This window comes from Prauserella sp. PE36, assembly GCF_003311655.1.
GTDB lineage: Bacteria > Actinomycetota > Actinomycetes > Mycobacteriales > Pseudonocardiaceae > Prauserella_A > Prauserella_A endophytica.
This window is the reverse complement of the sequence record NZ_QEQT01000050.1, coordinates 80,376-93,454: the sequence shown is the minus strand read 5'-3', so window position 1 is coordinate 93,454 and position 13,079 is coordinate 80,376. Positions and strand designations below refer to the sequence as shown.

General features: G+C 69.7%; 17 protein-coding genes and 1 pseudogene. 8 read left to right on the top strand and 10 right to left on the bottom strand.

What is annotated here, in order from left to right; all coding sequences use genetic code 11:
• Positions 1–127: 127 nt before the first annotated feature.
• Positions 128–1,522, bottom strand: a complete 1,395-nt coding sequence (locus DI005_RS11470) for a glycerophosphodiester phosphodiesterase family protein (protein WP_113642099.1) — start codon at positions 1,520–1,522, stop codon at positions 128–130.
• 127 nt (positions 1,523–1,649) lie between these two features.
• Here DI005_RS11470 and DI005_RS11465 point away from each other — a divergent pair, with 127 nt between their 5' ends.
• From DI005_RS11465 to DI005_RS11440, 7 genes and pseudogenes are all read left to right on the top strand, one after another.
• Positions 1,650–2,405 carry an enoyl-CoA hydratase gene (locus DI005_RS11465; protein ID WP_113642098.1) on the top strand — a complete coding sequence of 252 codons (756 nt, stop codon included), beginning with the start codon at positions 1,650–1,652 and terminating at the stop codon, positions 2,403–2,405.
• 149 nt (positions 2,406–2,554) lie between these two features.
• Positions 2,555–2,743: a hypothetical protein gene (locus DI005_RS37930; protein ID WP_147263839.1), complete on the top strand. Its 189-nt coding sequence runs from the start codon at positions 2,555–2,557 to the stop codon at positions 2,741–2,743.
• A gap of 133 nt (positions 2,744–2,876) precedes the next feature.
• Entirely contained in the window at positions 2,877–3,476 is a 600-nt protein-coding gene (locus tag DI005_RS11460) for a dihydrofolate reductase family protein (protein ID WP_113642097.1), read from the top strand.
• Between the two features lie 14 nt (positions 3,477–3,490).
• The gene (locus DI005_RS11455; protein WP_112270585.1) at positions 3,491–3,814 is read left to right on the top strand and encodes a YciI family protein; all 324 of its coding nucleotides are present in this window, start codon (positions 3,491–3,493) and stop codon (positions 3,812–3,814) included.
• Positions 3,811–4,057, top strand: a pseudogene (locus DI005_RS11450) (sigma factor); the annotation flags it as partial. The gene DI005_RS11455 and the pseudogene DI005_RS11450, both read left to right, overlap by 4 nt.
• 227 nt (positions 4,058–4,284) lie before the next feature.
• On the top strand, positions 4,285–5,481 hold the full coding sequence (dinB, locus tag DI005_RS11445; RefSeq protein WP_113642224.1) for a DNA polymerase IV: 1,197 nt from the start codon (positions 4,285–4,287) through the stop codon (positions 5,479–5,481).
• Between the two features lie 182 nt (positions 5,482–5,663).
• Positions 5,664–5,990 (top strand): hypothetical protein, encoded by a 327-nt coding sequence (locus DI005_RS11440; protein WP_113642096.1) that lies wholly within the window; start codon positions 5,664–5,666, stop codon positions 5,988–5,990.
• Between the two features lie 49 nt (positions 5,991–6,039).
• Here DI005_RS11440 and DI005_RS11435 read toward each other — a convergent pair whose 3' ends face one another.
• The 8 genes from DI005_RS11435 to DI005_RS11400 all read right to left on the bottom strand — a co-directional run bounded on the left by DI005_RS11435 (position 6,040) and on the right by DI005_RS11400 (position 11,981).
• Positions 6,040–6,417 (bottom strand): hypothetical protein, encoded by a 378-nt coding sequence (locus tag DI005_RS11435; protein ID WP_233520094.1) that lies wholly within the window; start codon positions 6,415–6,417, stop codon positions 6,040–6,042.
• A gap of 192 nt (positions 6,418–6,609) precedes the next feature.
• Positions 6,610–7,026 carry a thioesterase family protein gene (locus tag DI005_RS11430; protein ID WP_199542739.1) on the bottom strand — a complete coding sequence of 139 codons (417 nt, stop codon included), beginning with the start codon at positions 7,024–7,026 and terminating at the stop codon, positions 6,610–6,612.
• Between the two features lie 7 nt (positions 7,027–7,033).
• Positions 7,034–7,441, bottom strand: a complete 408-nt coding sequence (locus tag DI005_RS11425) for a MaoC/PaaZ C-terminal domain-containing protein (protein ID WP_233520093.1) — start codon at positions 7,439–7,441, stop codon at positions 7,034–7,036.
• The gene (locus tag DI005_RS11420) at positions 7,438–7,884 is read right to left on the bottom strand and encodes a hypothetical protein (protein ID WP_113642094.1); all 447 of its coding nucleotides are present in this window, start codon (positions 7,882–7,884) and stop codon (positions 7,438–7,440) included. Before DI005_RS11420 ends, DI005_RS11425 begins: the two co-directional genes overlap by 4 nt.
• Complete coding sequence (locus DI005_RS11415; protein WP_113642093.1) at positions 7,881–9,440, bottom strand: AMP-binding protein; 1,560 nt, start codon at positions 9,438–9,440, stop codon at positions 7,881–7,883. Before DI005_RS11415 ends, DI005_RS11420 begins: the two co-directional genes overlap by 4 nt.
• A 10-nt stretch (positions 9,441–9,450) precedes the next feature.
• Positions 9,451–9,864 (bottom strand): nuclear transport factor 2 family protein, encoded by a 414-nt coding sequence (locus tag DI005_RS11410; RefSeq protein WP_112270574.1) that lies wholly within the window; start codon positions 9,862–9,864, stop codon positions 9,451–9,453.
• A gap of 19 nt (positions 9,865–9,883) precedes the next feature.
• Entirely contained in the window at positions 9,884–10,723 is an 840-nt protein-coding gene (locus tag DI005_RS11405; RefSeq protein ID WP_113642092.1) for a mycofactocin-coupled SDR family oxidoreductase, read from the bottom strand.
• A gap of 13 nt (positions 10,724–10,736) precedes the next feature.
• Complete coding sequence (locus DI005_RS11400) at positions 10,737–11,981, bottom strand: cytochrome P450 (protein WP_113642091.1); 1,245 nt, start codon at positions 11,979–11,981, stop codon at positions 10,737–10,739.
• A 110-nt stretch (positions 11,982–12,091) separates the two neighbouring features.
• Between DI005_RS11400 and DI005_RS11395 the strand changes: the two genes are divergently transcribed.
• Positions 12,092–12,283, top strand: coding sequence for a ferredoxin (locus tag DI005_RS11395; protein WP_112270569.1), 192 nt, complete (start codon positions 12,092–12,094; stop codon positions 12,281–12,283).
• Positions 12,284–12,286: 3 nt separating this feature from the next.
• Here DI005_RS11395 and DI005_RS11390 read toward each other — a convergent pair whose 3' ends face one another.
• Positions 12,287–13,027 (bottom strand): FadR/GntR family transcriptional regulator, encoded by a 741-nt coding sequence (locus DI005_RS11390; protein WP_113642090.1) that lies wholly within the window; start codon positions 13,025–13,027, stop codon positions 12,287–12,289.
• Positions 13,028–13,079 lie beyond the last annotated feature (52 nt).

Genomic DNA, 13,079 nt, shown 5'->3' with positions numbered 1-13,079 from the left:
CCGCCGACCACCACGAGAAGATCGTCGGCGCGTGCGCAGACCGCCGATCCTCACCGTTCACTCGTTCGGTTCGACGCGCGGCAGCGGTGTGCTCCCCGGCGCGGCGCCGGGGAGCACACCGCTGAGCTCAGCGGCCGATGTGGTCGAACTGCAGGTAGTCCAGGTTGAAGTTCTGGTAGGCGTTCTCGTCCATCCGCACGACGAACTCGTGCTCTCCCTTGCCGAGGTACCGCCGCTCCAGCGGCTGCACCTCGAACGCCTCGTGGTGCGTGGTGTTGCCGATCGAGAACGGCCCGCTCTCGGTGTGCCCCCAGTCGAGCGTGATCGTGCCGGCGGGGGAGTAGGGCGAGGAGACGCGGGCGGACACGTCGTAGACGCCGGCCTTCTCGACGGTGACCGAGTACTTCAGCCACTCGCCCGCCCTGATCCAGTTGACTGCGATGGCGCCCTCCAGGTCGCAGATGTCGACGCCCTCGTCAAGGCGCGCCACCGTGCAGCGGTTCGGATCGAGATCGTGGTAGCCCACGCCCTCCCCGCCGGGCGCGAAGTCCTCGGCCTCGACACGGATCGACCGGTTGCCGGGCAGCTTGCCGTACCGGTCGAGGTCGCCGCCGTCGCGCCAGTAGTCCAGCGCCTCGACGTTGTCGGTCTGGATCATGCTCGCGCCGTAGCTTCGCACGACCGTGTGCCAGCCGAGCCGCTCGTCGCGCAGCGACGCCTCGTCCGTGTAGTCGATGGCGAGGTTCTTCCACATCGTGTTGATCCAGATCCTGCTGTCCTCGCGGATCTTCGCGAGCGTCCCGGGCTGGACCTGCGGGTCGGCGGCGTCGTCGAACACCACCTCGTACGCCACGGGCTGGCGGCCGGGGAAGGTGCCGACGACACCGGCCGTGCCGTCGTTGATGATGTGCATGTAGAGGATCTCCGGATCCTTCTCCATGAACGCCGCCGCCTCGGCGACCGTCGGGCTGCCCTTGAACAGGCCGTGGTCGACCGTGCCGGTCCGGCGCAGCACCTCGTACATCTGCTCGCGCACGGGCCAGCCCTTGTCGAGGTTCACCATCGCCCTGTCCTTGACGGCGAGCATGGCCTCCTCGAACGTCGGCACCGTGTGTGACGTGAGCGGAGCCTGTGCGCCGCCGAGGCCCTTCTTCAGGCGCAACGACTTGACCTGCGCGAGCGTGAGCTCCGAGACCTTGCCGGTCCCGTTGGTCGTGCGGTCCACGGTCTCGTCGTGCATGAGCACCAGGTGCCCGTCGCGCGTCGGGCGCACGTCGATCTCCACGATCTCGGCGCCGTCGGCGATCGCGTGCCGGATGGCCGCGAGCGAGTTCTCCGGCGCGTCGCGCCACTGCCCCCGGTGGGCGGCGATCAGCAGCGGCGCGCCCGGGTCGTGGCGCAGCAGCCGGTCGTGGATGCGGTCGAGGTCGGTACGGCCGGAGGCCGCCGCGGGCGCGGCGACCAGTGAGGCGAACACGGCGACGATGGCCGCGACGAGGACGAGTCGGATTCTTCGGACCATGAGCGGTGAGTCTCGGCCGGGCGGACGTCCGGATCGTGAACGCTCGCGGGGTGTTTTGCTGAACGCCGGATAGATCTTGATACTCCTTGGACGTCGAGTCAGGACGCGGACGGAGAGTGAGCACGCGATGAGCAAGGTGGCCCTGCACAACGACGGCGGGCAGTGGACCCTGACGCTGACCGACCCGGATCGGCGCAACTGCCTGGACGAGGAGATGGTCCGGGAGCTCGGGGAGGCCGTGTCGGCCGTCGCCGGGCAGCCCGCCGCGAGGACGCTCGTCGTCACGGGGCAGGGCACCGCCTTCTGCGCGGGCGCCGACCTGCCGGCCCTGTTCGGGGAGGCCGCGGGCCGTTCGGTCGGTGAACTGCGCGGCCACCTGCACAACGTCTACGACAGCTTCCTGCGGCTTCGGGCACTGAAGATCCCGACCATCGCGGCGGTGCAGGGCGCGGCCGTCGGCGCCGGGCTCAACCTCGCGATGGCGTGCGATGTCCGGATCGCCGGCCCGCGCGCGTCGTTCGCGGCCACGTTCTCGAAGATCGGCCTGCACCCCGGTGGCGGTTGCACGTGGTTCCTCGTCGACGCGCTCGGCCCGCAGAAGGCGCTCGCGCTGCTGCTCGACGGCGGTGCGCTCGACGGTGCGGAGGCCGTCCGTCAGGGACTCGCGCTGGAGCTGGCCGATGACCCGGTCGCCGCCGCCCACGACAAGGCCGCCCGGTGGGCAGCGCTCGACCCGGCGCTCGCTCGCGACATCAAGTCCGCGGTCGGCGTGGCGCGCTCCGGCGACTTCGGCGCGACCCTGGAGTTCGAGTCGTGGGCGCAGGCCTCGTCGGCCACCGGGCCCGCGATCCAGGAGGTCGTCGCGAGGTTCCGCAAATCGTGACGGCCTCGTGGGCGGCCGGTCACGAGACCGTGGCGGCCGCTGCCGGGAACGTCGGCGTGGCTCGCGCTCGATCTCGCGCTGCGCGAGCCCGGCCGCGTCGCGGGCGGTGACCGCTCGGTCCGGGCGGCGTCGGTGACCTGGGGTGGCGGATGCGCCGCTGGATGGCCACCGGCCTGGCGGTCATGCTCGCGCCCGCCTTCGTCCGCCGCTGGTTCGGCCAGGGCTCGGCCTACAGCGCGTTCACCGACCCGATGCACCCGGGTACCGCGCACGGCATGGACCTGTTCACGCCCGAGCGCCCGCGGGACCGGATCCTGCGCGGGATTCACGAGGGCTGAGGTTCACCCCGGAAAGCGGCGTGAAGTTCTTGAAAGAAGCCCGGAGGCGGTGTCGGATCGGGGCGGCGGCGTTCGTGGGAGTGGTGAGAGGCCGCCTGCGAGGGGCGTCCCGAGCGGAAAGGGAACCGCGATCATGAAACTGACCGCTACCATCCAGGTCTCCGTCGATGGCGTGATGCAGGGAAACGGTGGGCCGGACCGAGCCGGCGGGTTCGAGCGAGGCGGGTGGGCCAGGCCGCTGTTCGACAGTGAAGCCATGGCCTTCGTCGACCAGGTGTACCAGCGCGCCGACGCGTTCCTGTTCGGCCGTCGGACCTACGAGCTGTTCGCCGGGTACTGGGGCGTGAGGGAAGATCTGGAGAACCCCATCGTCGGTGCCCTGAACACGAAGCCCAAGTACGTCGCATCGAGCACGCTCACCGATCCGAAGTGGTCGGAAACGACCGTACTCTCCGGTGACCTGGCGGCCGCCATCGGCGAGCTCAAGGCCAAGCCGGCGGGTGAGCTGCAGGTGCACGGCAGCGGCGCCCTGACGCGGTGGCTGCTCGAGAACGACCTCGTCGACGAGTTGAACCTGCTGCTCGTCCCGGTGATCGTCGGCCAGGGCGCGCGACTGTTCCCCGCCACCGGCCCGGACATGGCGCTCGACCTGGTCGAATCGCGAGCCTTCCCGGAGGGCATCACGCTCCAGGTCTACCGGCCGGCCGGGCGTCCGAGGTATGCGACCGACTGAGGAGATGATCCGAGATGCAGTACCTGGTTTCCGTGATCGACGACAAGACGAACTCGGCCACCTCGGACGAGATGGCTGCCATCCACGCGTTCAATGACCGGCTCAAGGCGGAGGGCCACTGGGTCTTCGCCGGTGGCCTCGCCTCGCCCAGCTCGGCCACCGTGATCGACAATCGCGGCGCGGAGGCGATGTTCACCGACGGGCCCTTCCTGGAGTCGAAGGAGTACCTCGCCGGCTTCTGGGTGATGGAGGCCGCCGACCTGGACGTGGCGCTCAAACTCGCCGCCGAGGGGTCGAGGGCCTGCAACCGGAAGGTCGAGGTGCGGCCGTTCCTGTGAACGGGGTCGACGTCCAGGAGGCGATCACCCGGGCCCACCGCGAGGAGTGGGCCCGGGTCGTCGCCACCCTGACCAGGCGTTTCCGCGACCTCGACATCGCCGAGGAGGCGGCGGCCGAGGCGTTCGCGACCGCCGTGGAGCGGTGGCCGGCCGACGGCGTTCCCCCCAACCCCGGCGCCTGGCTGACCACCACCGCCAACCGCAAGGCCATCGACCGGATCCGGCGCGAGAACAAGCGGCCGTCGACCGTCTCGAGAGCAAACTGGCCGCATATCACGCCTACCACGCGACCCGCGCGGACCTGCTGCGCCGGCTGGGCCGCAGCCGGGATTCGCGCGCGGCGTACGACAAGGCCATCGAGCTGGCGGGCAACACCGCCGAGATCGCCTACCTGGCACGCCGCCGCGACCAGCTGGGATAGTGCCGCGCCTGGAAAGCCGACGCGGATTGTCGGTGGCCTATGCGAACATATGTTCGTGTCGAACGAGGGGCCGATCCTGCATGCCGACCTCGACGCGTTCTACGCGTCGGTGGAGCAGCGCGATGACCCGCGCCTGCGTGGCAGGCCCGTCATCGTCGGTGGCGGGGTCGTGCTCGCGGCCAGCTACGAGGCCAAGGCCCACGGCGTGCGCACGGCCATGGGGGGAGCGCTCGCGAAACGGCTGTGCCCGCAGGCGATCGTGGTGCCGCCGCGGATGTCGGCCTACTCGGAGGCGAGCAAAGCCGTGTTCGCCGTCTTCGGGCAGACCACCCCCGTGGTCGAGGGCCTTTCGATCGACGAGGCGTTCCTCGACGTCGGCGGTCTGCGGCGGATCGCGGGCACGCCGACCGAGATCGCGCGCCGGCTGCGGCAGGACGTGGCGGAGCAGGTAGGGCTGCCCATCACGGTCGGCGTGGCCAGGACGAAGTTCCTCGCCAAGGTCGCCAGCGGGGTCGCCAAGCCGGACGGGCTGCTGGTCGTGCCCCACGACGGGGAGCTGGCGTTCCTGCATCCGCTCCCGGTCGAGCGGCTCTGGGGCGTCGGCCGCGTCACCGCGGAGAAGCTGCGCAAGCGGGGCATCACCACGGTCGGTCAGGTCGCCGCCCTGGACGAGCGCTCGCTGGTGTCGATGCTGGGGCGGGCCTCGGGGCGGCACCTGCACGCGCTCTCCCACAACCGTGACCCGCGTCCCGTGCAGGTCGGCCGCAGGCGTCGTTCGATGGGCGCCCAGCGGGCTCTCGGCCGCAGGAGGCGGTCACCGGCGGAGCTGGACGCGCTGCTCGCCGGCCTCGTCGACAAGCTCGCCAGGCGGCTGCGCGCCGCGAAGCGGGTGTGCCGCACCGTGGTGCTCCGTCTGCGCTACGCCGACTTCACGCGCGTGACGCGGTCGCACACCATCGCCGAATCCACCGCCCACACCGAGACGATCCTCGCCACGGCCAGGATCCTGCTGGTCGCCGCGATGCCGACGATCCAGCGTGAAGGGCTCACCCTCATCGGTGTCGCGCTCACCAACCTCGCCGACGACGGCGCCGTCCAGCTCGCGCTGCCCTTCGACGAGCAGTCGGGCAGCGCGCTGGACTCCACATTGGACACCGTGCGCGACCGGTTCGGCGCGGCCTCGGTCACCAGGGCGACGCTGCTCGGCCGCGATCCCGGCCTTTCCGTGCCGCTACTGCCCGACTAGGCCGTGTCCGATGATGCCGTGTCGATGATTCTGTGCCGGGCGGGCCGGGACCAGCGTGGCGGCTCGCCCGGCGGCAACCGGATAGGCATCACCAGCCGCGTGTTCGCTGCCCGTGGAGGACGTGAAGCTGCCCGCGCGGGCACCAGCGCGGTGCGAGAGCGGCCGGGCGCCGCCAAGGGTCGGTGCGGCTGGCCGAGCCCGCCCACCTGCCGTTCGCCTCGGTGGGCTACGACGCGGCGCCGGAGATCTACCGCCGGATCGACGAGCTGGTGAGCGGTTTCGGCGTGCGCAGGCGGATGGTGGTGGAGGGACACAACTTGTGCGGGCTCGCCCACGTGGTGGCGACGGAGCAGGCGTTCACGCTCATCGGTGTGGAGGCCGCATCGCCACCGTCGCCGTGTGTCGTGCCGACCGGGCGGAGCCGCCCGTGCGTGTGGTGCTGGCGGGCCGAGCCGCCCGGTGTGGTAGCCGACCTCGTCGCGGTGGTGCGCGGGTTCGACCGCGTCTGACGGTCTTCCCGCCCGGAATGGCTCGGTTCGTCACAACCGTCCTAGTGCCCTACTCCCTTCCGCTGCGTGCGCGGTAGCGGATGTGATGCTGCGGCACGAAGGCCGTGATCAGCGTCCTCCACTCGAGATCCGCCGTGAGCAGCTGGTAGCTCACGATCCCCAGCGGCGCCCCGTCCACCGCGGGCATCCAGCCGCGTAGCAGACCCTTGACCTCGTAGCGGTACTGCAGCCCGCCGGGGGCGTCGTCGTGGAACGCGAACGGATCGCGCCGCAGCGCCGCCCGCAGGTCCACCCACACCCATTGGGCGGGCTCCACCGGCTGGTACCCCGGAGGCGGGGCGTCGGACGGCGTCCACACCGGATGGGTGGGCGTCGAGCTGACGTCGCGCCGCCACCACCGGCACGGCGGCTGAGCTGGTTTGTTCACGCGCACTCCCTGACTGACCACTCGATTCGAACAAGAGTTCGACTGCGTTGTCAAGGGGCTGTCACGCCGGTCACCGGGCCGGTGCCGGGAACGCGCAACTCGCTGTCGGGAACGCGCAACTCGTTGTCCTGAGCGCAGAACTCGGCGTCTGGAGCGGGCGACTCGCGGGCGTGAGCGTACGACTCGCGAGGGTTACCGCTGGGGCATCGGCTCCAGCGTGTGCAGGAGCTTGGCGATGCGCTCGGGGACCGGGATTTTGCGGTGCTCGAGGTCGCGGCACGCGAACGTCATCGTGCCGGTAGTCACCAGCTCGTCACCGCGGTGGAAGGTGAAACCGAGCGTGTACGAGGAGTTGCCGACCCGTTCGCGCCGCACCTCGCACGTGAGCTCGTCGAAAACGGTCACCTGACGTAGATATGCCGCCTCCGAGTGCACGCCGACCACGTACACGCCGAGCTCGTCGGACAGCTGACCCGCCCGGATCCCGTTGTCGTAGAGCCACGAGCTGTAGGTACGCTCCATCCACGGGTAGTAGATCGCGAAGTAGGCGATACCCACCGTGTCGCAGTCGCCGTAGGACAGCCGGAAACTCTGCGTGGTGCCGCTCAAGGACCCCTCACTCTCCAATCAGGACGGTCGCCGTGCCGCTCAGCACCGGGTCACCGCCGGACACCCGAAGCCACACGTCGCAGTCCGCCACCCGGCCGGCGCCGTCCTGGCGCACCGCGGTCACGGTGCCGCCCGCCACCAGCCCGTCGCCGGCGAAGACGTTGCCGAGGAACCGCAGCCGCAACGCCCGCACCCGGGCCGCGCCGCCCGCCCAGCGCGCCAGCATCGACACGATGTAGGCCTGGTTGAGCGGGCCCTGGTTCACCACGCGATCGCCGAGCCCGAGCGCGCGCACGGCCGCCGGGTCGAAGTGGATCGAGTTGGCGTCGCGCATGAGCGCGGACATCGTCTTCATCTTCTCCGCGCTCACCGGCTCGACCTCGTAGGCGGGCAGCTCGTCGCCGGGCGCGGTCACAGCGACCTCCTCGGGAAGATGATCGAGTTCGTGCAGCTCGCCGCGAGCGAGCCGTGCTCGTCCTGCAGGTCCAGCCGGTAGCCCACGAGGTCGAACACACCTGTGCGTGCGCCCCGTTTGCGCACGGCCGACACGATCCGCCCGCTCACCCCGTAGGTCGCGCCGACACGCAGCGGCTCGCTGATCTCCGTCGCCGTCTCCCCGGCCATCGGGCCGTCGGCCTCGGTCGCGCCGAACAGGCCCCACATCTCCTCCCACGACCAGCCCATCGCCGCCGTCGCCGCGAGGAACGCGAACACCGGGCTCGCCGCGCCGTCCGAGGCCGGGGCGAGCGCGCAGTCGTTGACCAGGCGCACCCACCACGGCTCGAACGTGAACGTGCCGCCGGGAAACGGCGTGCCGACGAGCTTCCCGAGCTCCTCCTCCGTGGGTACCGCCGTCACACCGACCGCTCCCGGTCCGCCCAGTACGGCGCCCGCAGCTCGCGCTTCATGATCTTGCCCGTGGGCGCCTTGGGCAGGCTGTCGACGAAGTCCACCGATTTCGGCTTCTGGTACGAGGCGAGGTTCTGCTTCGCCGTCTCGATGATGTCGGCCTCCGTGGCCGACTGGCCCGGTTTGAGCACCACCACCGCCTTCACGCTCTCGCCCCACTCGTCGTCCGGTACCCCGATCACCGCGCATTCGAGCACCGCGGGATGGACCGCGATGGCCTCCTCCACCTGCACGCTGTAGATGTTCTCGCCGCCCGAGATGATCATGTCCTTGGCGCGGTCGACGATGTAGACGTAGCTGTGCTCGTCCCAGGTCGCGACGTCACCGGTCCACATCCAGCCGTCGCGGATCGTCCGCGCCGTCAGGTCGGGCTGGTTCCAGTAGCCGATCATGTTGGCCTCGGACTTGACCACGATCTCGCCCGCGGTCCTGCCGTCGCGCGGCACGTCGGCACCGGTCTCGTCGACCACACGCAGGCGCCCCACGAAGCCCTCCCGGCCACACGAGCGCAGCCGGTGCGCGTGGCGGCCCGCGACCGCCTCGGTGTGGTCCTCCTGCGACAGGAACGTCATGCCGGGCCCCTCGGTCTGCCCGTAGCCCTGGATGAGCGTGCAGGGGAACGAGTCCAGCGCCGCGCGCACGATCGAGGACGGCATCGGGCCACCGCCGTACTGGATGTTGCGCAGGCTCGACAGGTCGTAGCCGGCGAAGCCCGGCACGGCCATCATCCAGTTCAGCATCGTGGTGATCCCGAGGAAAGCCGACACGCGTTCGGCCTCGATCACCCGCAGCGCCTGCTCCGCCTCGAAGTTGACGAGCACGAGCGGGCAGCCGTGGCGCAGGTAGTTCATCGAGAGCACCACGGGGATGTGGTACATCTGCCCGGTCAGCATGTAGACGTCGGACGGCACGATCCGTTCGGCGACCGTCTGGTTGAGCCCGCCCATCGCGGCGCTGTGGTGCGTGTGCAGCGCGCCCTTGCTCCGGCCCGTGGTGCCCCCGGTGTACAGGATGAAGAACGGGTCGTCGCCACCGACCTTCGCCGACGTCACCGGCTCGTCGGTGCTCGACCGCGCCAGCAGGTCCTCGTAGCTGCCGTCGCCGCCCTCGCCGAACTCGAGCCACGTCGGCACGTCGCAGTCGCGCTGCAGCTCCTTCGCCACGTCGCGCCACTCCACCGAGGTGATCACCACGCGCGGGGCCGCGTCGCCGATGAGCCTGGCCAGCTCGGTGCTGCCCAGCCGCCAGTTCAGCGGCTGCAGGATCAGCCCCGCCCGTCCGGCCGCGAAGTACAGCTCCTGGAACTCGACGCTGTTGCGGGTGAGCACGGCGACCCGGTCGCCGACCTCCAACCCGAAGGAGCGCAGCCCGTTGGCGAGCCTGCGGACCCGCTCGTCCAGCTCCCGCCAGGCCATGCGCCGGTTGTTCGGGACGTCGTAGAGCGCCTGCGCGTCGGGGGTGAGCGCGGCCCACTTCGCGGGGATGAGGCCCTGGTTGATGGTCATCGCGGCCGCCTCAGTAGGGGAGGTCCAGTGCGATGTGGCGCTTGCGCAGCCGCCAGCCCGCCTCGGTGCGTACCAGCTCGTCGTCGTACTTGCCGGTCGAGAGTGCCGTCAGCACACCGTCCTTCGCCGAGAAGATCGTGAGGTACGACAGGCACGACGCGGTGTCGCCGTCGGCCTCGATGATGACGTTGGTGGTGACGTGGCGGCGCTGGTCGTCCTGCGAGTGCGCGGAGTCGCGCATGAGCCGCATGATCGCGTCCCTGCCCTCGAAGGGGCCGACGAGGTCGCCGTTGCCGATGCGGAGGGTGAGCACCGCGTCGGGGGTGAAGCTGTCCTCCACCAGGCGCAGGTCTCCGTCGTCGTAGCCGACCGCGTAGCGGTGGAGTGTGTTCTCGATGTCGTCGCGTACCGAGGAAGACGTCATTGTCCCTCCAGTCACTGGATCATTTGATGTTCGCGCCCGCGTCGACGGGCAACGTCGCCCCCGTGATGTAGCGGGCCTCGTCGCTGGCGAGGAAGAGCACCGCGTTGCTGATGTCGAGCGGGTCGACCCAGGGCACCGGCAGCGCGTTCAGCGACATGAAGCCAGGAATCGCCTTCTCCTGGTTCGGCTCCGGATCGTCGGGCACGAACATGCCGTAGGTGCCCGGGTTCTGGATCATCGTTGTGTCCACATTGGTCGGATGCACCGTGTTGACCCTGATGTGGTGGGGCGCCAGCTCGTTGGCCATGGTGCGCATCAGGCCGACGATGCCGTGCTTGGCCGCCACGTAGTGCGCGACGTGCTGGATGCCCTTGAGGCCGCCGATGGAGCTGGTGAAGACGATCGACCCGCCGTGCCCGCCCTCGATCAGCGCGGGGATCGCCACCTTGGCCGTGTGGAACACACCGGTCAGGTTCACGTCGATCATGTCCCGCCACTGCTCGGCCGAGAGCTCCCACGATCTGCCGAACGTCGCGATACCCGCGTTGGCCACCACGGCGTCGATCCGGCCCAGCTCCTCGACGCCGGAGTCGAACGCCTTCTGCAGCGAGCCGAGGTCGCGGACGTCGGCCTGGTGAGCGACGATGCGCCTGCCCAGCCTTTCGACGTCCGACACCGTACGCGCGAGATCCGCAGGCGTGGCCAGCGAGTAGAACGGCGTCACCGTTTCGATGTCGGCGCAGATGTCGACGGCGATGATGTCCGCGCCCTCCTCGGCCAGCCGCACGGCGTGCGCGCGGCCCTGACCTCGGGCGGCACCGGTGATGAAAGCGACCTTGCCCGCCATTCGTCCGGTCATGTCAGCCTTCCCTTCAAGCCTTCTCGGTCACGGGCAGCAGCCGCTTGCCTGGAGTGAACCGGGCGGGGATGCTGACGTAGCCCATGTTGACGCCCTGGCGCGGGTACCGCTTCAGTGCGTCGAAGTCGACGGTGTAGTCGGGCATGCGCTCGAGGACGGAGGAGATGAGCGTCTTGGACATCAGCCGGCCGAGATGCGAGCCCGCGCAGCGGTGCACGCCGACGCCGAACGCGGTGTGGCGGTTGGGCCACCGGTCGATGTCGATCTCGTCCGGGTTCTCGAACTTCGACTCGTCCCGGTTCGCCGACGACCAGGCCAGCAGGACGCGGTCGCCGGCCTTCATCGGGCACCCGTGGAAGTCGACGTCCGTGGTCACCGTGCGGGCGAGGGCCTGGGTGGGGGAGAAGAACCGCAGGAACTCCTCCACGGCGCGGTCGAGCAGGCTCGGGTCGTCGATCAGCCGCTGCCGCACGTCGGTGTGCTCCGCGAGCCACACCAGCGCCTGGCTGACCAGCGACGCCGTGGTGCCGACCCCGCCCGCCACGAGCAGGTCGATGATGCCGAACACCTCGTCGTCGGTCAGCGGCCGGTCGTCGACCTCCTGGTTGACCAGGTAGCTGATGATGTCGTCCTTCGGCTCGGCGCGGCGCTGCCTGATGACGTCCCACATCTGGTCGGCCAGGTACGGCAGGTCCACCTTGGCAGCCTGCTCGAAGGCCGGGCTGCCCTGTGGTTCGGCGAGGACGGCGTGATGGGCCCGCGAGTAGCGCTGCCACTCCTCGATCGGCAGGCCCAGCCAGTCGATGGTGACGATCGAGGGCACGCCGATCACCGAGGTCAGGTCGCATTCGCCCTGCTCGATGACGCTGTCGATGAACTCGGTGGTGTGCCGCTCGACCATGTCGCGCATCTTCTCGACGGCCGCGGGCGCGGTGATGCGGTTGACGATCTTGCGGTACTTGCGGAAGTCGGGCGGGTCGAGCTCGATCGGGATGTGCAGGTGCATCGGGGTCTTGGGGATGACCACCGAGAGTCCCTCCCCGCCGGAGTCGGTGCGCCTGGAGGTGAAGATCTCGTCGTCGCGGGCCGCTTCGAACACGCTGTCGTAGTCCGAGAGCACCCAGTAGCCGCCGCTGGCCTCGGTCCAGCCACGCTTCGAGCCCTTACGGAGTTCGCGGTACGCCCCGACGGGATCCGCCGAGTGCTCGGGAGAGTTGTGATCGAACCGGATCACCGGACAGCGTTTCTCGTCGGACATGCGTCTCCGTGCCCCTTCGTCGCATCAACTTCGCCGTTGACCTGATAATGGTTATACTAGATCTGGTCGATGTCAATAAGCACGGCAAACGAGGCTTCAAGGAGGAAGCGATGCGCGTTCGGGTCGATGCCGAGCAGTGTCAGGGCCACGGCCTGTGCCAGATGACCGCGCCGCAGGTGTTCGCGCTGCGGGAGGAGGACGGTCACGCCTACGTGCTGACCGACGAGGTGGGTGCGGACCTCTCCGGGCCCGCCAGGGACGGCGCTGACTCCTGCCCCGAGCGGGCCATCACCGTCGAGTGAGCGTCACTGGTACGGCGAGGTCCACGGGATGACCTGCGTGAGCACGTCGGGGTACTTGCGCCGCGCGTAGCGCGTGTAGGCGTCGATGTGCTCACGCATCCGCAGCTCGGACTCCGCGGGGTCGCGCTTGCTCAGCGCGGCGAGGATCTCCTCGTGCGCGGTGATGATCGCGGCCCTCCGGGGTGCCGGGTAGTCGATGCCGATCACGGTGCCGTCCATGATCCCGAGCAGCGAGTCGACGATATAGCCGAACAACGGGTTGCCAGACGACCACGCGATGACGTCGTGGAAGCGCTTGTTGGCCTCCAGGAACACCGTCTGGTCGTCGAGGTTGGTGCGCATCTGGCCGATCGTGTCGTCGAGCTCGCCGAGCGCGTCGTCGGTGATCCGCTCCGCGGCGAGGCAGCTGATCATCGGCTCCAGCGCGTTGCGCACCTCGACGATGGTCTGGAACGGCGCCTTCTTCAGCTGCATGAGCAGCACCACGGTGCTGGCGAGGTGGCTCGCGTCGGGGTCCAGCAACACCGGGCCACCGCGCGGGCCGGGCTTGAGCGCGATCACGCCCTGGAACTCCAGCAGGCGCAGCGCCTCGCGCAGCGTTCCCCTGCCCACGTTGTACTTCTCCAGCATCGTGCGCTCGGGAGGCAGCAGGTCACCCGGTGCCAGCGTGTCGCGTCCGATGTCCCGGACGATGCGCTGAGCGACGAGCATCGCGGCCTTCGGGCGGCGGCTGTCCGCGGTCATCGGCTTCACTCCTCGCGGGGAGAGGTGCTATACAAGGCGTATCATTATAAGC

Coding starts and splice junctions, on each gene's coding strand:
- DI005_RS11465 (WP_113642098.1), top strand. CDS start 1,650: ATGAGCAAGGTGGCCCTGCACAACGACGGCGGGCAGTGGACCCTGACG.
- DI005_RS11390 (WP_113642090.1), bottom strand. CDS start 13,027: ATGACCGCGGACAGCCGCCGCCCGAAGGCCGCGATGCTCGTCGCTCAG.
- DI005_RS11460 (WP_113642097.1), top strand. CDS start 2,877: ATGAAACTGACCGCTACCATCCAGGTCTCCGTCGATGGCGTGATGCAG.
- DI005_RS37930 (WP_147263839.1), top strand. CDS start 2,555: ATGCGCCGCTGGATGGCCACCGGCCTGGCGGTCATGCTCGCGCCCGCC.
- DI005_RS11400 (WP_113642091.1), bottom strand. CDS start 11,981: ATGTCCGACGAGAAACGCTGTCCGGTGATCCGGTTCGATCACAACTCT.
- DI005_RS11415 (WP_113642093.1), bottom strand. CDS start 9,440: ATGACCATCAACCAGGGCCTCATCCCCGCGAAGTGGGCCGCGCTCACC.
- DI005_RS11395 (WP_112270569.1), top strand. CDS start 12,092: ATGCGCGTTCGGGTCGATGCCGAGCAGTGTCAGGGCCACGGCCTGTGC.
- DI005_RS11455 (WP_112270585.1), top strand. CDS start 3,491: ATGCAGTACCTGGTTTCCGTGATCGACGACAAGACGAACTCGGCCACC.
- DI005_RS11405 (WP_113642092.1), bottom strand. CDS start 10,723: ATGACCGGACGAATGGCGGGCAAGGTCGCTTTCATCACCGGTGCCGCC.
- DI005_RS11470 (WP_113642099.1), bottom strand. CDS start 1,522: ATGGTCCGAAGAATCCGACTCGTCCTCGTCGCGGCCATCGTCGCCGTG.
- DI005_RS11410 (WP_112270574.1), bottom strand. CDS start 9,864: ATGACGTCTTCCTCGGTACGCGACGACATCGAGAACACACTCCACCGC.
- dinB (WP_113642224.1), top strand. CDS start 4,285: ATGTTCGTGTCGAACGAGGGGCCGATCCTGCATGCCGACCTCGACGCG.